The organism is Streptomyces sp. NPDC029292 (assembly GCF_055569295.1).
The window spans coordinates 427,309-447,137 of the sequence record NZ_JBVHXR010000003.1 but is presented as its reverse complement, the minus strand read 5'-3'; the positions used below and the strand labels follow the sequence as shown (position 1 = coordinate 447,137).

General features: G+C 71.0%; 15 protein-coding genes and 1 tRNA gene. 5 read left to right on the top strand and 11 right to left on the bottom strand.

What is annotated here, in order from left to right; translation table 11 throughout:
* Positions 1-21 precede the first annotated feature (21 nt).
* Genes ACZ4WS_RS10290 through pgsA form a run of 3 tightly spaced genes read right to left on the bottom strand, consistent with a single transcriptional unit; the run spans position 22 to position 2,869 of the window.
* Positions 22-1,182 (bottom strand): glycosyltransferase family 4 protein, encoded by a 1,161-nt coding sequence (locus ACZ4WS_RS10290; RefSeq protein ID WP_467978975.1) that lies wholly within the window; start codon positions 1,180-1,182, stop codon positions 22-24.
* On the bottom strand, positions 1,179-2,150 hold the full coding sequence (locus ACZ4WS_RS10285; protein WP_467978974.1) for a phosphatidylinositol mannoside acyltransferase: 972 nt from the start codon (positions 2,148-2,150) through the stop codon (positions 1,179-1,181). Before ACZ4WS_RS10285 ends, ACZ4WS_RS10290 begins: the two co-directional genes overlap by 4 nt.
* Positions 2,147-2,869, bottom strand: a complete 723-nt coding sequence (gene pgsA, locus ACZ4WS_RS10280; RefSeq protein ID WP_467979273.1) for a phosphatidylinositol phosphate synthase — start codon at positions 2,867-2,869, stop codon at positions 2,147-2,149. The genes ACZ4WS_RS10285 and pgsA overlap by 4 nt, the downstream gene beginning before the upstream one ends.
* Positions 2,870-3,087: 218 nt before the next feature.
* On the opposite strand from pgsA, the gene ACZ4WS_RS10275 reads away from it, so the two are divergent.
* Both ACZ4WS_RS10275 and ACZ4WS_RS10270 read left to right on the top strand, forming a co-directional pair.
* Positions 3,088-5,283: an elongation factor G-like protein EF-G2 gene (locus ACZ4WS_RS10275; protein WP_467979270.1), complete on the top strand. Its 2,196-nt coding sequence runs from the start codon at positions 3,088-3,090 to the stop codon at positions 5,281-5,283.
* Between the two features lie 133 nt (positions 5,284-5,416).
* Positions 5,417-7,108, top strand: coding sequence for a hypothetical protein (locus tag ACZ4WS_RS10270; protein WP_467978972.1), 1,692 nt, complete (start codon positions 5,417-5,419; stop codon positions 7,106-7,108).
* A 58-nt stretch (positions 7,109-7,166) separates the two neighbouring features.
* Here ACZ4WS_RS10270 and ACZ4WS_RS10265 read toward each other — a convergent pair whose 3' ends face one another.
* Positions 7,167-7,730 (bottom strand): HIT family protein, encoded by a 564-nt coding sequence (locus ACZ4WS_RS10265; RefSeq protein WP_467978971.1) that lies wholly within the window; start codon positions 7,728-7,730, stop codon positions 7,167-7,169.
* Positions 7,731-7,797: 67 nt separating this feature from the next.
* Between ACZ4WS_RS10265 and ACZ4WS_RS10260 the strand changes: the two genes are divergently transcribed.
* Entirely contained in the window at positions 7,798-8,454 is a 657-nt protein-coding gene (locus tag ACZ4WS_RS10260) for a potassium channel family protein (RefSeq protein WP_467978970.1), read from the top strand.
* 30 nt (positions 8,455-8,484) lie between these two features.
* On the opposite strand, the gene thrS is transcribed toward ACZ4WS_RS10260, so the two are convergent.
* From thrS to ACZ4WS_RS10245, 3 genes are all read right to left on the bottom strand, one after another.
* Positions 8,485-10,464 carry a threonine--tRNA ligase gene (gene thrS, locus ACZ4WS_RS10255; protein WP_467978968.1) on the bottom strand — a complete coding sequence of 660 codons (1,980 nt, stop codon included), beginning with the start codon at positions 10,462-10,464 and terminating at the stop codon, positions 8,485-8,487.
* A 103-nt stretch (positions 10,465-10,567) separates the two neighbouring features.
* Positions 10,568-11,785, bottom strand: a complete 1,218-nt coding sequence (locus ACZ4WS_RS10250) for a hypothetical protein (protein WP_467978967.1) — start codon at positions 11,783-11,785, stop codon at positions 10,568-10,570.
* Complete coding sequence (locus ACZ4WS_RS10245) at positions 11,782-12,348, bottom strand: DUF4365 domain-containing protein (protein ID WP_362020980.1); 567 nt, start codon at positions 12,346-12,348, stop codon at positions 11,782-11,784. The genes ACZ4WS_RS10250 and ACZ4WS_RS10245 overlap by 4 nt, the downstream gene beginning before the upstream one ends.
* A 170-nt stretch (positions 12,349-12,518) precedes the next feature.
* Here ACZ4WS_RS10245 and ACZ4WS_RS10240 point away from each other — a divergent pair, with 170 nt between their 5' ends.
* Positions 12,519-13,244 carry an exonuclease domain-containing protein gene (locus tag ACZ4WS_RS10240; protein WP_467978965.1) on the top strand — a complete coding sequence of 242 codons (726 nt, stop codon included), beginning with the start codon at positions 12,519-12,521 and terminating at the stop codon, positions 13,242-13,244.
* Between the two features lie 59 nt (positions 13,245-13,303).
* On the opposite strand, the gene ACZ4WS_RS10235 is transcribed toward ACZ4WS_RS10240, so the two are convergent.
* A tRNA-Val gene (locus tag ACZ4WS_RS10235) sits at positions 13,304-13,375 on the bottom strand.
* Between the two features lie 39 nt (positions 13,376-13,414).
* Positions 13,415-13,861: an SRPBCC family protein gene (locus tag ACZ4WS_RS10230; protein WP_467978963.1), complete on the bottom strand. Its 447-nt coding sequence runs from the start codon at positions 13,859-13,861 to the stop codon at positions 13,415-13,417.
* A gap of 88 nt (positions 13,862-13,949) precedes the next feature.
* Between ACZ4WS_RS10230 and ACZ4WS_RS10225 the strand changes: the two genes are divergently transcribed.
* Entirely contained in the window at positions 13,950-16,385 is a 2,436-nt protein-coding gene (locus ACZ4WS_RS10225; protein WP_467978962.1) for an SCO7613 C-terminal domain-containing membrane protein, read from the top strand.
* Positions 16,386-16,389: 4 nt separating this feature from the next.
* On the opposite strand, the gene ACZ4WS_RS10220 is transcribed toward ACZ4WS_RS10225, so the two are convergent.
* Positions 16,390-19,122: an exo-rhamnogalacturonan lyase family protein gene (locus tag ACZ4WS_RS10220; protein WP_467978960.1), complete on the bottom strand. Its 2,733-nt coding sequence runs from the start codon at positions 19,120-19,122 to the stop codon at positions 16,390-16,392.
* 88 nt (positions 19,123-19,210) lie between these two features.
* Entirely contained in the window at positions 19,211-19,828 is a 618-nt protein-coding gene (locus ACZ4WS_RS10215) for a hypothetical protein (protein WP_467978959.1), read from the bottom strand.
* Position 19,829: the final 1 nt, after the last annotated feature.

Here is a 19,829-nt window from a genome sequence, read left to right as displayed (position 1 = left end):
AGGCGGAGGGGTCCGACACGCTCAGTCCCGGGCCAGCCCGAACCGCGCCCGCAACCCGGTGCGTTCGTCCGCGGCCACCGCCGCCGCACCGTCCGTCACGGTCTCGTATACGGACAGGATGTCCGCCCCGACCGTCTCCCAGTCGAAGCGCCGCACATGGGCGCTCCCCCGCGCGCGCAGCTCGGCTCGGCGCTCGGGGTCGCCGAGCAGCCGTACGGCGGCAGCGGCCAGCGCATCGGCGTCCTCGTTGGCGAACAGCTCGCCCGCCGCGCCCTGGTCGAGGACCTGGGCGAAGGCGTCGAGGTCGGAGGCGAGCACCGGCGCGCCCGCCGACATCGCCTCGACCAGGATGATCCCGAAGCTCTCGCCGCCGGTGTTGGGCGCGACGTAGAGGTCGACGCTGCGCAGGAAACGCGCCTTGTCCTCGTCGCTGACCATGCCGAGGAACTCGACGCGCGAGCGCATCTCGGCCGGCAGGCTCTCGACGGCCTCCTCCTGGTCACCGCGCCCCGCGACCAGGAGCCGTGTCCGCGGGCGCTCGGCGAGGATCTTCGGCAGGGCCTTCATGAGCACCGGCAGGCCCTTGCGGGGCTCGTCGATGCGGCCGACGAAGCCGAGGGTCTCGCCCTGCCACTCGGCCTTGGGCTCGGCGCGGGCGAAGAAGTCGACGTCGACGCCGTTCGGGATGACGACGGCGTCGCCGCCCAGGTGCTCGACGAGGGTGCGCCGCGCGTACTCGCTCACCGCGATCCGCGCGCTGATCTTCTCCAGAGCCGCCTGGAGGATCGAGTACGCGGCGACCATCGCCCTGGAGCGCGGGTTCGAGGTGTGGAAGGTCGCGACGATCGGGCCCTGCGCGGCCCAGCACGTCAGCAGCCCCAGCGACGGCGAGGACGGCTCGTGGATGTGGACCACGTCGAACGTGCCGTCGTGCAGCCAGCGCCGCACCCGGGCCGCCGACAGGAAGCCGAAGTTCAGGCGCGCCACGGAGCCGTTGTACGGCACCGGGACCGCGCGGCCCGCCGAGACGACGTACGGCGGCAGCGGTGTCTCGTCGTCGGCGGGGGCGAGGACCGACACCTCGTGTCCGAGGCGGATGAGGTGCTCGGCCAGATCGCGGATGTGGAACTGGACGCCGCCCGGCACGTCCCAGGAGTACGGGCAGACGATGCCGATCCTCACGGGGTCCCCTTCTCGGGATCCTTCTCGGGATCCTTCTCGGGATCCTTCTCGGGATCCTTCTCGGGGCCCTTCGCAGGATCGAGGTCCTTGAGCCACAAGCGCTGCAGCATGTGCCAGTCCTCCGGGTGGTCGGCGATCCCCGTGGCGAAGGCGTCGGCCAACGCCTGCGTCATGGCAGACGTCTTTTCGGCCCGGGTGCCTGTTTCCGGGACTTCGACGGGGGGATGCACACGGCCCTGCATCACGGGCGATTCGTCGTACCAGAGGGTCACCGGCAGGAGGGTGGCGCCTGTCTGCTGGGCGAGCAGGGCCGGTCCCGCGGGCATCCGGGTGGCCTCGCCGAAGAACTCCACCTCGACGCCCGACGCGGACAGGTCGCGTTCGGCGACCAGGCAGACCAGGCCGCCGTCGCGCAGTCGCCGGGCCAGCGTGCCGAACGCGGTGCCACCGCTGTGCGGCAGGACCTCCATGCCCAGGCCCTCGCGATAGGCGACGAAACGGTCGTACAGCGATTCGGGCTTGAGACGCTCGGCGACGGTCGTGAAGGGCGTTTCGAGTTTGGTGGTGACCCAGGCGCCCGCGAGATCCCAGTTGCCCATGTGCGGGAGGGCGAGGATGAGGCCCTTGTCGGAGGCGATCCCCTCGGTGAGGTAGTGCGCGTCCTTCGGGTCGAAGCCCGTCTTCACGCGCTCCTGGCTCCACGCCGGGAGCCGGAAGGACTCCATCCAGTAGCGCAGATACGAGCGCATGCCCGCCCTGGAGAGCTCGGCGAGCCGCTCCGGGGTCGCGTCGGGCACCACGCGCGCGTAGTTGCTCTCCAGGCGCTGTACGCCCTTGCCGCGCTTCTTCCAGGCGAGGTCGGCGATGGTCCGGCCGAGCCGCACGGCGACCGGCTCGGGGAGCTTCTTGACGGTGCTCCAGCCGAGCGCGTACGCCCCGTCCACCAGCCTGTCCTGGAGGCTGGTCACGACGCCGCCTCGCTGTTCTGGGCGGCCGCGGCGGCGTCCGCCTCCGCGGACTCCCTGCGCACCGTCACGACGCGCTGGATCAGCGTGACGAGGCTGCCGACGGCGACGATCCACAGCGCGATGGGCAGCAGGACCTGGATGCCGGGAACCCCGAACTTGTGCAGGCCCGCGAGCCCGGCCGCGACCAGCGAGATCACCAGGCGCTCGGCGCGCTCGACGAGACCGTTGACCGCGACCGGCAGGCCGATCGACTCGCCGCGGGCCTTGGTGTACGAGACCACCTGGCCGCTGGCCAGGCAGAAGATCGAGACGGCGCACAGGACGTTGTTGTCGCCGCCGCCCGCGTACCAGAGCGCGAAGCCGCCGAAGATCGCGCCGTCGGCGACCCGGTCGAGCGTCGAGTCCAGGAAGGCTCCCCAGCGGCTGGAGCGGCCGAGCTGGCGCGCCATGTTGCCGTCGACGAGGTCCGAGAACACGAAGAGCGTGATGACGATCGTGCCCCAGAAGAACTCCCCCCGGGGGTAGAAGACCAGCGCGCCCGCCATCACTCCGGCCGTGCCCAGGAGGGTGACCGTGTCGGGGCTTACCCCCCGGCGGATGAGAAACGCGGCGAACGGTGTGAGGACACGCGTAAAGAATGCACGCGCGTACTTGTTCAGCATGGCCTTCCCGAGGGTCGGTGTGGCCGCGCGGCCCCTGCTGGCCACCGGCTGGCCCATCGTAGCCACGCGTGCGCTTGTGCGACGGTCGGGCACCCGCACCCCGTGTCACGGCCGGCTTGCGTCGGTGTCACGGCACGATCGCGTCCGCCGTATGGACGCACCGTGACGCGAGTGCAAAGCTCGAAGACACCGCGGGCGTCGACGGAGCCGCCACTGCACGCGGATTCCGCATGTCCGCGCCCAAAGTGACCTCACCGTGCACGGGAGGCAAGGCCATGGGCGACAAGGCGAACGCACACCCCGGAGCCGCCGGCAGGGCTACGGCGGCCGACCACCCCGCGTCCGTACGGAATGTGGTGCTGGTCGGCCACAGCGGATCGGGCAAGACGACTCTGGTGGAAGCTCTCGCGCTGACGGCGGGAGCGGTGAACCGGGCGGGCCGCGTGGAGGACGGCGGCACCGTCTCCGACTACGACGAGATCGAGCACCGGCAGCAGCGCTCGGTGCAGCTCTCCCTGGTACCCGTCGAATGGGACGGATACAAGATCAATATTCTGGACACCCCCGGATACGCCGACTTCGTCGGGGAACTGAGGGCCGGTCTGCGAGCGGCGGACGCGGCCCTTTTCGTGGTCTCGGCCTCGGACGGGGTGGACGGCTCGACCCGGATGGTGTGGGAGGAGTGCGCGGCGGTCGGCATGCCGCGGGCCATCGTGATCACTCACCTCGAATCCGCCCGAGCGGACTTCGAGGAGATGACCCGGATCTGCGCGGAGGCCTTCGGCGCGGACGATCCCGACGCCGTACTGCCGCTGTATCTGCCGCTGCACGGCGAGGAGGGTCCCGACGGGCACGCGCCCGTGACGGGTCTGATCGGGCTGCTGTCCCAGCGGCTGTTCGACTACTCCTCCGGGGAGCGCAAGGAGGCGGAGCCGGGACCCGACCAACTGCCGCTCATCGAGGAGGCGCGCAACCGGCTGATCGAGGGGATCATCGCCGAGAGCGAGGACGAGACCCTCATGGACCGCTATCTCGGCGGCGAGGAGATCGACCTCAAGACCCTCGTGCAGGACCTGGAACGGGCCGTGGCGCGCGGAACCTTCTTCCCGGTACTGGCCGCCGCTCCGGCCGCCGAGGGCGCCCGCCAGGGGCTCGGCACGGTCGAGCTCCTCGAGCTCGTCACGGGCGGCTTCCCGACCCCGCTGGAGCGCCAGGCGCCCACCGTCACCACCCCGGACGGCCGGGCCCGCGAGCTCAAGGCCTGCGATCCGAACGGGCCGCTGGTCGCGGAGGTCGTGAAGACCGCGTCCGACCCCTACGTGGGCCGCGTCTCGCTCGTACGGGTCTTCTCGGGCACCCTGCGCCCCGACGAGACGGTGCACGTCTCCGGGCACGGGCTGACGGACCGCGGCCACGAGGACCACGACGTCGACGAGCGCATCGGCGCCCTGTCCACGCCGTTCGGCAAGCAGCAGCGTGGCCTCACGCACTGCATCGCGGGCGACCTCGCGTGCGTGGCGAAGCTGAACCGCGCCGAGACCGGAGACACTCTCTCGGCCAAGGACGACCCGCTGCTCATGGAGCCGTGGCAGATGCCGGACCCGCTGCTGCCGCTCGCCATCCAGGCGCACAGCAAGGCCGACGAGGACAAGCTCTCGCAGGGCCTCGGCCGGCTGGTCGCCGAGGACCCCACCATGCGCCTGGAACAGAACCAGAACACCCACCAGGTCGTCCTGTGGTGCCTGGGAGAGGCCCACGCGGACGTCGCCCTGGAGCGGCTGCGCAACCGCTACGGCGTCCAGGTCGACGTGATCCCGCACAAGGTCTCCCTACGGGAGACGTTCGCGGACAGGTCCGCAGGACGCGGCCGCCATGTGAAGCAGTCCGGCGGGCACGGCCAGTACGCGATCTGCGAGATCGAGGTCGAACCGCTGCCGAACGGCTCGGGCATCGAGTTCGTGGACAAGGTCGTCGGCGGCGCCGTGCCACGGCAGTTCATCCCGTCCGTCGAGAAGGGCGTACGCGTCCAGGCCGCCAAGGGAGTGGCCGCGGGGTACCCGCTCATCGACGTACGGATCACGCTGCTCGACGGCAAGGCGCACTCGGTGGACTCCTCCGACGCCGCGTTCCAGACGGCGGGCGCGCTCGCCCTGCGCGAGGCCGCCGCCGACGCCAGGATCCATCTCCTGGAGCCGGTGGCCGAGGTGACGGTGCTGGTCGGCGACGACTACGTGGGCGCCGTGATGAGCGACCTGTCGGGGCGGCGCGGCCGGGTCGTCGGCACCGAGCAGGCGGGCGGCGGGCGCACCCTCGTACGGGCCGAGGTCCCGGAGATCGAGATCGGACGGTACGCCGTCGATCTGCGCTCCCTCTCGCACGGCACCGCGCGCTTCAACCGCAGTTACGCGCGGCACGAGCCGATGCCTCCTCAGATCGCCGAACGGATCCGCGAACAGACGCAGGACGCCTGACGGTTCGGCGCTTCATCAGTCGGCGGGCGGCTTCGGCCGTCCGCCGACGAATGTCGGTCCCGGCCGATACTCTGAGAACCTGATCAAGACGATGACCTGATCAACAGGTGTGCGGGGCACGGAAGTCGGGAAAATGCCGCACCAGCGGGACTGCGGCGAGGGGGCGGAAGTGGCATTCGACGGTTTCGATTTCAGTCCCGGGGCGCAGGTGCCGCTCTCGGGCTCCGCGGGACAGACGGCGGCGACCTTCGCACTGGCCTCGGCGGCGTACCGGGACGCCGAGGTCACGGAGATCCTCAAGGCCGACAACGAATGGCACAAATCCACCGTCAAGGCCGGAAAGATCAAGCTGTTCGCGCCGAATCTCGGCGAGGCCTTCGCGCGGGCCGTCCAGGACCGCATGCTGGGCGGCGGCCGCAAGCCGCTCATCCAGTCCTTCGGCACCGAGCCGCAGGTCGTCGTGGAGCACTGCCTGGCGGCCAACCGCATCCGCAGGGAGCGGGACAACCGGCTGTCGGCCGTGATGGTGCTGTGCGGAGTGCTCTTCCTGCCCGGGCTCCTGGTCTGGCTGCTGGTCTTCCAGATCCGGTCCACGATCGCCGAGCGCGAGGACAAGCGCGCCTCCGCCCTCGCCACCACGCTCCTGATCGCCGTCGGCGCCCTCGCCGTGCTCTTCCTCGTCAAGATGCCGTTCACCGGATTCTGGGCCTGGTATGCCCGCGCGTCGGTCGTCATCCCGGTCGTGGGCTGGCTCTGGGCCAAACAGATCTGCGAGCGCACCGCCAAGGACCTGCGCGACCGGTGGGACAGCCTCCTGTCCGGCGGCGGCATCGGCGCGAAGATCCCCGAGGCGGTGCCGGGCAGCCCCGGTGAGACCGCGGCGGAGCGGCTGCGCCAGGCCCTCGCCCGGCTCACCGCGGAGCAGCAGTCGAACTCGGTCTTCTACGCGGGCCCCAAGGGCATACTCGGCATGGGCACCCGCTGGGGCAGCTGGCAGCTCGCCGAGGACCTGGTGGCGCGGGACGCGGACAAGGAGATCCACCCCTTCCGCAGCTGGGACGTCATCCGGTCCATCCACGACCAGCTGCGCATGCTGGAGCGCGGCCCGCTCAACACCGGTGGTTTTCCGGCCCCTTCGATAAAGCACTGGATCGTCACGCCGATCGGCGAGAACGCCAAGGCGGTGTCCCGGCCGGGCGGTACGGATGTGGACGCGTACACGATCAAGACCCACGCCATACAGGACATCTGCAACAAGCAGCAGTTCGGCAGCGGCGACCGGCACTACCTCGGGGTCCAATGGACGCTCTGGGACGGTCAGTTGGTCATCACCATGCTGATCACCGTGACGGTGCTGCACGAGACGCTGCGCATCGAGGTCACCGGGCATGCCCTGGGTCCGGTGAACTCGCTCTTCACCACCAAGCCGGAGGCCCCGACGAAGGAGGTCGCGAAGGCGGTCAAGTTCTGGGAGACCCGCAAGGTGAATCTGCCGCTGGTCACCACGGACGAGGTCGTGCGGCTCACCGCGCGGGCGCCCTTCACCTGGTATCCGCCGTTTCTCAACTGGCTGGGCGGGACCCTGACGCTGCCTGAGCCCTTCGGGCTGCGGCACGCCTGGGCCGATCAGCCGTGGCGGCACCGGTTCATGGCGGACGACGCGCTGCGGGCGGCGGCACCTGTGCTGCGTGTGGTGCACTCTGCGGCGATCAGGGTGCTGGAGGAGAACGGGGTCGACACGGAGAAGTTCGGCAACCGGTCGTCGTTCCTCAGCACCGCGGTTCAGGACCCGATGCCCCGGAAGGCGGACATGTACGACGCGTAGCGTCCCTCGGCGGCGCAGGCTCCGGTGCCCCGCGAGGCACCGGAGTCGGAAGCCGGGATCAGGAGGCCGTCGGCCAGGCTTCCGCCAGCATCTTGCGGGTGTCCGCGAGCAGCTGGGGCAGCACCTTGGTGTGGCCGACGACCGGCATGAAGTTGGTGTCGCCGCCCCAGCGGGGGACGATGTGCTGGTGGAGGTGGGCGGCGATGCCGGCGCCCGCGACCGTGCCCTGGTTCATGCCGATGTTGAAGCCGTGCGCGCCCGAGGCGGTACGCAGCGCGGTCATGGCCTGCTTGGTCAGCTCGCCGAGTTCGGCGGTCTCCGGGTCCGTCAGGTCCGTGTAGTCCGCGACATGGCGGTAGGGCACGACCATGAGGTGGCCGCCGTTGTACGGGTAGAGGTTGAGCACCGCGTACACCTGCTCGCCGCGCTTCACGATCAGCCCGTCCTCGTCGGACTTGGCCGGGATCGAACAGAAGGGACAGCCGTCATCGGCCCCCGGGCCGGTGGGCTTGTTCTCACCCTGGATGTAAGCCATCCGATGGGGCGTCCACAAGCGCTGGAACGCGTCCTGCGTTCCCACTCCGATCTGCTGCTCCGGCTCACTCGTCATGATGTGCAGCATATTGCTTCGCCCGTTCGCGGCGTGTCGGCGGGGCTCTCCTCCATACGTCCGGGGCCAAGCTGGGCCGATGGACGACGACAGCCCACAGGCCCGCTGGGAGCAGCGCACCGGACTGCTGCTCGCCTCGGCCTCCCTGGTGTTCCTCGCCTCGTACGCGGTCCTCGTCCTGGGTCACGGTCTGCCCGCCGCCGCGCGGGACGCCTGCCTGGCGGCGATGCTGGCCGCCTGGGCGGTGTTCGGCGTCGACTTCGCGGTGCGCTGGCGGCTGAGCGGGCAGCGTCTCCGCTTCGTACGGTCGCACTGGCTGGACACCGTGGTGCTGGTCCTGCCCCTGCTGCGCCCCGTGCGCGTGGTGAAGACCTACGAGGCCGTGCAGCGCCGCCACGGGCAGCCCCGGCTCTCCCTGCACGCGCGCGTGGTCGTCTACGCGGGCCTGTCGGTCACATTGATCGGCTTCGCGGGCGCCCTCTCCGTCTACCAGGCGGAGCACGCGGCGCCGCACGCCACGATCCAGACCTTCGGGGACTCGGTGTGGTGGACCTGCTCCACGCTGTCGACGGTGGGGTACGGGGATGTGACACCGGTGACGCTGAAGGGGCGCGCGATCGCAGTGGGGCTGATGGGGTGCGGCCTGGCGTTGCTCGGCGCGGTCACGGGTTCGTTCTCGTCGTGGCTGCTGCAGGTGTTCTCCCGCGAGGACGAGGAAAGGCCCCCAGGGAGCTGAGCTCCCCGGGGGCCTCACACCACGTACGCGTCAGACCTGCGCGCGCTCCTCGACGATCTTCACGATCTTGGCGATCGCCTCGTCGACCGGGATGCCGTTCTCCTGCGAGCCGTCGCGGTAGCGGAAGGAAACGGCGCCGGCCGTCATGTCCTCGTCGCCCGCGATGACCATGAAGGGCACCTTCTGCTTCTGAGCGTTGCGGATCTTCTTCTGCATGCGGTCCGAGGATCCGTCGACCTCGACGCGCAGCCCCGCGGCCTTCGCCTTCTTGGCGAACTCGGCCAGGTACGGCACGTGCGCGTCGCCGATCGGGATGCCGATCGCCTGCACGGGCGCCAGCCACGCCGGGAACGCGCCCGCGTAGTGCTCCAGGAGCACCGCGAAGAAGCGCTCGATCGAACCGAACAGCGCGCGGTGGATCATGACCGGCTGCTGCTTGGAGCCGTCCGCCGCGGTGTACTCCAGGTTGAACCGCTTGGGCTGCTGGAAGTCGACCTGGACGGTGGACATCTGCCAGGAGCGGCCGATGGCGTCCTTGGCCTGGACGGAGATCTTCGGGCCGTAGTACGCGGCGCCGCCCGGGTCGGGAACCAGCGGGAGGCCCTGCTTCTCGGCCGCCTGGCGCAGCGCGTCGGTGGCCTCCTCCCACTCCGCGTCCTCACCGATGAACTTCGGGGAGTCGTCGCGGGTGGACAGCTCCAGCTCGAAGTCGTTCAGGCCGTAGTCGCGCAGCAGGTCCAGGACGAAGGTGAGCAGCGAGTCCAGCTCGCTCGCCATCTGCTCCTTGGTGCAGTAGATGTGCGAGTCGTCCTGCGTGAAGCCACGGGCGCGGGTCAGACCGTGCACGACGCCCGACTTCTCGTAGCGGTACACCGTGCCGAACTCGAAGAGCCGCAGCGGCAGCTCGCGGTAGGAACGGCCGCGCGCCTTGAAGATCAGGTTGTGCATGGGGCAGTTCATCGCCTTGAGGCGGTAGTTCTGCCCGTCGAACTCCAGCGGCGGGAACATCGCGTCCCCGTAGTTCGGCAGGTGCCCCGAGGTCACGAAGAGGTTTTCCTTCGAGATGTGCGGGGTGTTCACGAACTCGTAGTCCGCGTCCTCGTGGCGCTTGCGCGAGTAGGTCTCCATCTCGCGGCGGACGATGCCGCCCTTGGGGTGGAAGACCGCGAGGCCGGAGCCCAGCTCCTCCGGGATGGAGAAGAGGTCCAGCTCGGCGCCGAGCTTGCGGTGGTCGCGCTTCTCGGCCTCGACGAGGAAGTCCAGGTACGCCTTCAGCTCGTCCTTGGACGGCCAGGCGGTGCCGTAGATGCGCTGGAGCTGCGGGTTCTTCTCGCTGCCCCGCCAGTAGGCGGCGGCCGAGCGCATCAGCTTGAACGCCGGGATGTTGCGGGTGGTGGGCAGGTGGGGACCGCGGCAGAGGTCCTTCCAGCACAGCTCGCCGGTCTTGGCGTCGAGGTTGTCGTAGATCGTCAGCTCGCCGCCGCCGACCTCGGCGTCGGCGCCCTCGGCGGCCTGCGCGGCGTTGCCCTTGAGGCCGATGAGTTCCAGCTTGTACGGCTCGTCGGCCAGCTCCTCGCGGGCGGCCTCGTCAGTGGTGACCCGGCGCGCGAACTTCTGCCCGCGCTTCTGGATCTCCTGCATCTTCTTCTCGATGCGCTTGATGTCCTCGGGCGTGAACGGCTCGGCGACATCGAAGTCGTAGTAGAAGCCGTCCTTGACCGGCGGGCCGATGCCCAGCTTGGCCTCGGGGAAGAGCTCCTGCACGGCCTGCGCCATGACGTGCGCGGTGGAGTGGCGCAGGATGTTGAGGCCGTCCTCGGAGGAGATCTCGACGGGCTCGACCTCCTCACCGTCCTTCACCTCGTAGGCGAGGTCCTTCAGCTCGCCGGCCACGCGGGCCGCGACGATGGTGCGGTCACCGTCGAAGAGATCGGCGGCCGTAGTGCCCGTCGTCACCACGCGCTCTTCCCGCTCGGAATCGCGTTGGATGATCACACGGACGTCTGACACCGGACTCTCCTGCCTGAAGGTGGCGCGCCGCACTCGCGTACGCAGACAGGAATCGTACCGAGCCCGGGGTCCCCTTTGCGAAACGGATAACCCCCCGTCCGTCTCAGTCCTCGCTGCACGCCTCTTCAAAGAAGTCCAGGTTCTCCTGGAGCGACTTCATCAGCCGGTCCCGCTCGGCCTCGTCCACCTGCACGGGTACGACCCCGGAGGCGTCCGTGAGCCGGCGGAAGCCGCCGCGGCTCTCCAGCCGCCCGTGCACCCGCACCGGCAGCCCGACCAGATGGGCATGGCCCGCTATCCGGTACGCCTCCTCGTCGAGCGTCATGCGGACGTGCGGGACCTCGGCGCCGGCGATGACCCGCAGCCGTACGGTGCCCTCGCCGCGCGGCCCCGACCTGCGCATGCGCACCACGGCACCCGTGATGCGCACCGGCACGGACGGCTCCTCGCGCAGATAGCGGGCCCCGGCCTCGCGCAGGACGGGCAGGTCGCCGGGCGAGAACTCGACGGGCTCGGCGGGCGCGGCACAGCCTTCGGGGGTTCCGGCCGCGGGCGCCCACTCGACGGCGATGCGGGCTCCCTCGGTGCCACGGACGAGGGCCACCAGGGCCTCCATGAGCTCGTGGCTGACGCCCGCCTCGACGGCCGCGTCGAAGGCGTCCATGCCACCGGTGGCCCGCTGGTAGTCGATGGCCTCGCGGGCCGCGTACAGCGCCTGGTGCAGGCGTACGGCGAGCGGCCGCCCAGTGCTGACGGGCACGAAGGCGGTGAGCTGGCGTCCGCCGGGCTCGGCGCCCACGAGGACGTTCTCCAGGGACGCGGCGGCGGGCCTGCGGTGCCGGGCGCCGTAATAGCCGGCACGCGCGCGGGTGGCCAGCGCGCCCGCGAGCAGCATCTGGCGGGCGGACGCGCGCAGCTGCTCCTCGACGGTCCAGGGCGCGGCGCCCACGGGCCCGGTCGGCACGTCCCGCCACCAGCGGATCTCGTCGCTGGGCACGGCGAGCGCGACCAGCACGTCGCGCGCGGACGGCGAACCGCTGCGGGAGAGCGCGACGAGGGCCTCGCCGAGCAGGTCGTCGCTGTCGGGGAAGGCCCGGTTCTCCGGCACGAGAAGGCTCGTGCCGCCGCCACCGGGCCCGGGTGGGGTCCACCGGCCGTACCGTCCCGCGGCTCCCCCGCGCCGCTGCCAGCCGTGCCGGTGAAGGAGCGCGCTGAGCACGGCGGGGTCGACCTGGCCGGGCTCGGGCGGCCGGTTCCAGACGGTGTCGACGGGATGCGGCCTGACCGGCCGCAGGACTTCGTCGATCGGGCGGTGCGTCATGGTCTGCCTCCCGTCCCGACCCGCGTCATGATCTCGCAGAGCGCCCGGTCGTCGAAGATCCGGGCCGTCGGTATTCGGACGGTGGTCCTGCGCCGGCCGGTGATGGCGTGTCCGGCGAGGTTGGTCCAGTAGCAGCAGTGCCGCAGGTCGAGGCGGTCGTGGCTGGCGCGCAGCCAGTCGTCCTGGGACCTGGGCACGAGCATCACGACCAGGATCTTGTGCACCGAGACCGGGGTGCGGGCGAGCTTCGCCAGGTGCTCGTTGTCGAGCGTGAAGGAGAAGGCGGGCCCCGGCGGGTTCGGCGGGATCTGGTACGTGCACTTGAGCTGCACCTTGATGGTGACTTCGTCGTCGACCGTGTGCCCGGGGGCGCTGTGGCTGACGTGCCAGTCGATGCCGTTGTCGGGAAAGGGCTGGGACAGCGAGCAGCCCGCGGCCGCCGCGACGGCGTGCAGATAGCCCACCTGCAAGGTCTCCATGCAGGCGGTGGTGGCGAGCGTGCCGCGATGGGGTGCCGTCCGCTGGGGCAGCAGCCCACCCCGCTCGGGCTGCGCGAGTGCCATGAGCCCAACAGCCTTCCAAGCCAAGTAAATCCCCGCTGCGGGCCGCTGAACTGCAAAGACCCGTACCTCTGTTGTCTCCTCCCGGCGTACGGCGCAAACAGCCCGGGTATCACCAAACGGGCAGAAGACGGTGCGTCAGCTGCCGTGGGTGAACGAGGAGTTGTGTACGTATGACGTGCTGGTACGAGGGCCCCTTGGCCGCGTTCGACACGGAGACCACGGGCGTGGACGTCGAGACCGACCGGATCGTGTCGGCCGCCGTCGTCGTCCAGGATGCCCCGGGTTCCCGTCCGCGGGTGACCCGATGGCTGGTGAACCCGGGAGTGCCGGTGCCCGCGGGGGCGACGGCGGTGCACGGGCTCACGGACGAACATCTGCAGCGCAACGGCCGCTGGCCGTCGCCGGTGATGGAGGAGATAGCCCGGGAGCTGGGCGAACAGGCCGCGGCGGGCCGCCCGCTCGTGGTGATGAACGCGCCCTTCGATCTGACCTTGCTGGACCGGGAGTTGCGCCGCCATCGCGCCTCGTCCCTCGACCACTGGTTCGAGTCGACGCCGCTGCGCGTGCTCGATCCCCGGGTCCTCGACAAGCATCTGGACCGCTATCGCAAGGGCCGCCGCACCCTCACCGACCTGTGCGCGCACTACGGCGTGGTCCTGGAGGGCGCGCACGACGCGGCGGCCGACGCGCTGGCCTCGATGGATGTCGTACGGGCGGTGGGGCGCCGTTTCGCGACCCGACTGGAGCGGCTCTCGCCGGCCGAGCTGCACACGCTGCAGGCGGTGTGGCACGCGGCACAGGCACGCGGGCTCCAGGCGTGGTTCGCGCGCAGCGGCTCGGAGGAGGCGGTGGATCCGGCGTGGCCGCTGCGTCCGGAGCTTCCGGCGGCGGCCTGAGCGCACCTGCGCGGACACAGAAAAACCGGTCCGTCGGTGACGGACCGGCTTTCTCCGGGTGGGCGATACTGGGTTCGAACCAGTGACCTCTTCGGTGTGAACGAAGCGCTCTCCCACTGAGCTAATCGCCCGGGAACGGACTGAACAATACAGGTCCCGGCGGGTGTGGTTCAAACCGCTTCGAGGTAAGCCGTGAGTCCTCGCCGTCCCGCGCGCATCATCAGGGCGTGGTTGGCGCGGAAGACGGGCCGCCCCGGGACCGCGAGCCGCCGCAGCAGGGGCTTGCTGACGTCGACCTCTTGGTCGTACGTGGCGCGGGTGCCCGGCCCGTCGGAGGCGAGTGTCCAGCGGGCCCAGCCGTCGATGTCCCCGGTCATCGCGATCTCCAGCGACCCGGCCGCCGGATCGCGCCGCACCTCACGCGCGGTGAACGTCATGTCGTACGGAAGGACCGAGCGGATCCGGATGACGCCGCTGCGTTCGTCGATGGGGGTCACCTCGCGCACCTGGGGCCACCAGCGTGGGTAGTCCTGGGCCTGTTCCAGGGCGACGTACACGTCGGTCGGCGGCGCGGGCAGGTCCCACACGCTGCGGAAGCGGTAATGACTCCAGTCCATGTACCGAGTGTGCCCATCCGCGGATCTGAGTACGGCCTGAGTACGCGCACTCATGCCGCCGAACGTGACCGGGACCACACTCCGGAGCATGACGCACATCCCGCCCCCGGCCGAGGAGTTGCGGCTCCTCGACACCGAGCTGCGGCAACTCGACGCGCGCCGGGCCCTGTTGCTGACGCGCCGCGCCTGGCTGCTCACCGCGCTCCAGCCGCCCCCCGCACCGCACGCGCCCCAGACGGCCCCTGCGCGCCGGCCCGAGACCACGGCACCCGGCGTCCAGAACGTGCTCCTGCTGCTCGGCGGCATCCTGCTGACCGTGGCTGCCATCGCGTTCACGGTCGTCAGCTGGGGGCACCTGGGGATCGCCGGGCGGGCGCTGGTGCTCGGCGCGGTGACGCTGGCCGCGCTCGGCGCGCCGGTGTTCCTCCTGGGGCGCGGGCTGCGCTCGACCGCCGAGTCGCTGGCGGGACTCGGCCTCGCGCTGACGGTTCTGGACGTGTACGCGTTGTACGAGGTCGCCGTCCCGGACGCCGACGGCACCGGTTACGCGGCGCTCGCCTCGGCGGCGCTGGCCTCGGTGTGGACGGTGTACGGCCTCGGGGTCGGCGCCCTGCACCGCCCGGACGGATCGCGGACGGGCACGACCGGCTCCGCCGAGGGACAGCACGCGGCCACCACCGGACCGCATCTCCCGCTGCGGCTCCCGCTCCCCGCCGCCGTGATCGCGGCCCAGCTCCCTCTGCTCCTCTGGGCGGCCGCGGCCGACGCGGGTGCGCACGCCAGCACAGCCGCGCTGCTGGTGACGGCCGCGTTCGACACGGCCGTAGCGCTCCGGGTCCCCGTGAAGTCCGTACGCGTCGTCGCCTCGATCGCCGCGTACGGCCTCGGCGGCTGGGGCACCATTGCCGCCGGCTGGCTGTCCTGGACGGCCTCCGGCCCGAGCGCCGCCGCCCGTGCGGCGGCGCTCCTCCTCCTTGCCGCGGCGATCGCCTTCGCGGCGGCATGGCACGCCCCCAAGCCGAACGTCGCGACCGGCATCGCGCTGGCGGGCGGTCTGATCACCGTCGCCGCCCTCGGCGGCGTCCTGCGCTCGTCGCTGCCCGACGACTGGACGGTCCCGGGCTACCTGGCGTGCGGCGTCGCCCTGTTGGCCGTCGTGCGCACCGGCTTCCCGGAGCCGCTGCGGCGCGGGCTCGCCTGGGCCTCCGGCTGCGTGCAGGCGGTCGCGGTGGTGTGGGCGCTGCCTCTTGTCGGCATCACTCTGCTGGGCCCTGTCGGATGGGCGGAGAGGGCATGGTCCGGTTCCCCGGCGACCGCCCGCGACGCGGTGACTCTCGACGTCCCCTGGCCTGCGCACGCGGCCACGGCGCCTCTCGTCCTCGCGCTCGTCGCCGGAGTCCTGGTGGTGGCGGTCCGCGGCTCGGACTGGCGTCAGCAGGCCCTGACGTGCGCGCTGACGCTGAGCTGGGCGACGGTGCTCGTCCTCCCTACGGCTCTCGAACTCCCCTACACGGTGGGGCTGTCGGCGCAGGGGCTCACGACGGCGGCGGCCCTGGCGTACGCCCGCCCGACACAGCCACAGACGCCCCCGCTTCTGTTGGCCCTCCTCACCTCCCTCAGCCTCGCGTTCCTCTCACTGGCCTCCGAGGGCGCCACCCTCACCGTCCTCGCCTCGTTGACCGTGCTGTTCGCGGCCGCCGCCTGGCGACGGGGCCTCGGACCGGTCGCGGCGCCCGCCTCCCTCGCATACGCCACCGCCCTGACCTGCGCCGCGGGAGCGTCCCTCGGCTGGCAGCCGCAACAGACCGCGCTGCTCGTCCTCGTGGTGCCGGTCGGCGCGGCCCTCCTCGCGGCGCACCTGGGCGGCTCGTCCATGACCGTGCCGGTGGAGGTGACCGGAGCTGCCGCGGGTCTGCTGGCCATCGGGCTCACGGTCACCGATCCGCCGATGCTGGCCCTGATCCTGTCGCTCTGCGGAGTGATCACCGCGGGCACGGCGATACGGGAGGACCGGCGCCCCGTCGGATACGCGGCCGCCGCCCTGTTCGTGCTGGCCACCTGGGTCCGCCTGGCGTCCTGGGGCATCGGCTCCCCGGAGGCGTACACGCTTCCGGTGACCGTCCCGGCGCTGCTCGTGGGGGCGGTCAGGCGCCGCAAGGACACGGCGGTCTCGTCGTGGGCGGCGTACGGTCCGGGGCTGGCCGTCACGCTCGTGCCGAGCCTCTTCGCGGCGTGGGGCGACACCCACTGGCTCCGCCCGCTGCTGCTCGGCGCGGCGGCGCTCCTGGTCACCCTCGTGGGCGCCCGGCACCGTCTCCAGGCGCCGCTCGTGGTGGGCGGCACGGTGCTCGCGCTGGACGCGCTGCACGAACTCGCCCCGTACCTCGTGCAGGTGGTCGACGCGCTCCCCCGTTGGGTGCCTCCCGCACTCGCCGGTCTGCTGCTGCTCGCGCTGGGTGCCACGTACGAGCAGCGGATTCGCGACGCACGGCGAGTGCGGGAGGTGCTGGGGAGAATGCGCTAGCGCGTTACGGCATCTTGTCGCCGAGGAGGGCCAGGTTCTCGATGGCGGCGAGGCCGTACAGGGCCGTGTCGTTCGAGCTCACCCAGTTGGCCTCACTGCCCGGGACCAGCGTGACCGGGCCGCTCAGCGGCTCGGTCTTCCAGGGCGAGGACTCCATGTAGCCGTCGGAGCTGTAGAACTTCGTCCACGCGCGCTTGGCGAGCGTCGCGTCGCCGGTCTGCACGGCGGCGTACGCGTCGAGACGCGAGTGGCCCTGGAAGAGCAGCAGGGAACCGAAGTTGGTGCCGTAGCGGGCCGCCTGTTCGGTCTTGCTGGCGTTGAAGTAGCGGCAGTAGTCGAGGTAGACCTCCTTGAACTTCGGCACGTCGACGAGGTCGATCAGCTCGGCGCACAGCTCGTTCAGACCGAAGACCGCGGACAGGTGCGAGACGGAGACGACGGGCTCGGCCGCGATGGCGAACTTGCCCGTGTCGAGGTCGTACAGGCCGCTGCCCTGCACGAATCCGTTGGGCTGGGCAGCGATTGTCTCCATCGTCGAAAGGACACGCGCCTTGGCCTTCTCCCACTTGGGCCCCTTGCGCTCCCACTCCGTGAGCCAGGCGGAGACCAGCCCGCTCCAGTCCGTGCCGAAGCCGACCGACAGGGCGTGCCGGTCGGGGGTGTACGGCTCGGTGCGGATCTTGCGGATCGGGTCGAGGACGAGGAAGGTCTCGTCGGAGTCGACGTTGGCGTGCATGAGGTCGCCGACGCGCTCGTCCGCGGTGAGGAAGTAGTAGTAGCGCCGGTACGTGGTGTTGGCGATGCGCTGCTGCTTGGCGCTGTCGGCGAAGTGCTGGACGCCGTGACGGGTGCCGAGGCCCGCCCACTGGCCGAGGTGGTAGACGTCGACCTCGCCGGTGTGCCGGGTGAGCGACTCGGCGAAACGGAAGATGTCCGAGCGGCCCGAGCGGAGATAGGCCATCCAGAGCCAGATGTCGGGTGACAGCTCGGAGTTGTCCCAGGCGTAGCCGCCCACGTCGTACCGCCATTGGTGGCGCACGGTGTCGTACGAGTGCATGAAGTCGCCGTAGTCCCAGAAGCCGTACCAACGACGCATCTCCACCTGATCCTTGTAATAGGTGAAGAGGAAGTCGAGGTGGTCCTCGATCTTCGCCTTGGCGGTGGTGGAGCGGTCGGGCTCGGAGAAGAGGCCGCCGAAGACCTTGGCCTTGATGAGGTGCTTGGGCTCCGCGGCGAGCTGCGGCAACACCCTTACGGCTTCGACCTGTTCGGCGAGCTTCTCGGGTGTGGGCGTCGACTCGTTGGCCCAGAAGAGGAGCTCGGAGGTGCGGGCGATGCCGTACGGGGTGCCGAACTCCGGTTCGTAGTCCTCGTAGGTGATGTTGAGGCCTTCGAGCTGTTCGGCGTAGGTGTCCTGGCCCATGCCGTCGTGGTAGAAGCGCAGGTCCATGGGCTGGGCCTCGGGCGACCAGAGCCAGAGGGTGACCTCGGCCTCGTCGGTCTGCGCCTCGCGGATGTCGAGCTGGGCGGGGTGCTTCTCCCAGAAGTCCCGCAGCCCGAAGGAGAATCCACCGCTGGGACCGCCGACGTAACCGAAGCCGGACGCGCGTCGGCCACCGCCGGCGCCGATCCAGCCGTACCCCTTCTTCGTCCGCTTCTTCAGCGTGAAGCCGTCGGCGGAGAGCTGCGAGAGGGTGTAGTCGCCCCACTCGGGGATGTACTGGAGCCGAGTCGTGACCCGCTGGTCCCAGGTGGACGGGTCGGCCAGCTTCTCCCCCGCGAACTGCGCCGCCTGCACGCTCGCGCCCGGGTCGCGGCGCAACCCGGTGATGCCCTTGACGGCCTCGCGCAGCAGACCGGTCCCGTCGCCGCCGATACGGATGTGCCGGTCGTACGCCGCGTCGCGCATCGGGACGGTGAAGCGGACACCTAGGCCGCGGATGAAGTCGCCGCTCGCCTTGCCGGGCTCCTGCTTCCCGTCGAACGTGATCGTGTGCACCATGCGGAACGACTCGGCGCCCGCGTAGAAGTACAGCCGGACCGAGAAGGGCAGCCAACTGCGGTCGCCCTTGCGGTGCTTGCCGTCGATGCGGACGACGGCACGCACCGGGCCCGCCTGCTCGACCTCCACCGCGGAAATCGCGCTCTCGAAGCGTTCGAACTTCTCCGCGCCCTGGTCCTCGTCCTCGATCTCGGGCTGGCGGATGAGCACGAGCCGCCCGTTCTTGGCGATCTCGGTGGAGCCCCGCGTGACCGACTTCACCAGGGTGGAGCCGCTCTTGCCGATCTTCGCGGTGATGACGCCGGTCGATATGTCGATGGTGGCGCCGCTCTTGTCGACGGTGACCTTCTTTTCGGGGGCGGCGGGTTCCCCGGCGGCGAGGGTGAACTTGCCGGAACCTGAACTGACCGCGTGCGCGGTCCACTTCAGAGAGCCGTCCGGCCAGTACGCGGTCGGCCAGGACTGCACGGGCACGGCCTTGCCGTCCGCGTCCGTGATCGCGAAGGTCTGGTCCTCCTGGTAGGCGCCCTTCGGCCAGGGCACACCGACGGTGGAGCCGGGGGCGGCGCCGAGGCCGCCGTCCTCCAGCCAGTCGAGGGTCACGGGGTCGGCGTCGGCGGCTTCGGCTCTCGGTGCGGCCTGGGCGTTCGTGCTTCCCAGCGCCCAACTGAACTGTGCGGCGGCTCCGGCGACGGCGGCCGCCTTGAGAAGGGACCTGCGGGGGATGGGAGACATGGCCTTTCCTTTCCGTGCGGGGAAGTCAGGGGCATGACAGAGAGAGGTGCGGCGCCCGGGGCGCCGACCTGTGCGTGGCGGTGGCCGGTCAGCGGCGCCGGTACCGCTCCTCCACGGCGACGGCCGCCGCCGCGACGGCCCCCAGGACGGGGACCGCCAGCGGCGCGATGAACAAGGCGGAGGAGGCCACCACGGCCAGTCCGCCGATGAGCAGGAAGGACCCGGCCGGGTCGAGTACGGTGCGGCGCCCGGCCGCCGCGAGCAGTTCGCGCCAGGACGCCCCGGGCTCCCAGGCCGCCGCCGCGCGCAGTCCGGCGACGGCGAGGCCGATCAGGGCGAAGAGACCGACGGCGCCGACGAGCGGGCCGCCGGGGAGTCCGGCGCGCACGGCCTGGACGTCCACCCAGACCGCGACCGCCGCGGCCCATCCGGCGACCCCGGCGATCCAGCCGCCCCGGGCGGCCGCCCGGAAGTCGGCGACGAACTCCCGCCAGCCGCCCGCCTCATGGGACGTACGCCGCCGCAGATGGCGCGCGCCGGCGGCGAACGCGGCGGGATAGGTGACCACGGGCAGCGAGGCCACCGCGATCCACACTCCGGTGAGCAGACACTCGGCGAACACGGCGAACCGCTCGGCGAAGACGGATTCGCGGGGTGCCCTGCGCGCCTTCGCTCTCGTGTGAGCCCGCGGCTGACTGGTGGCCATC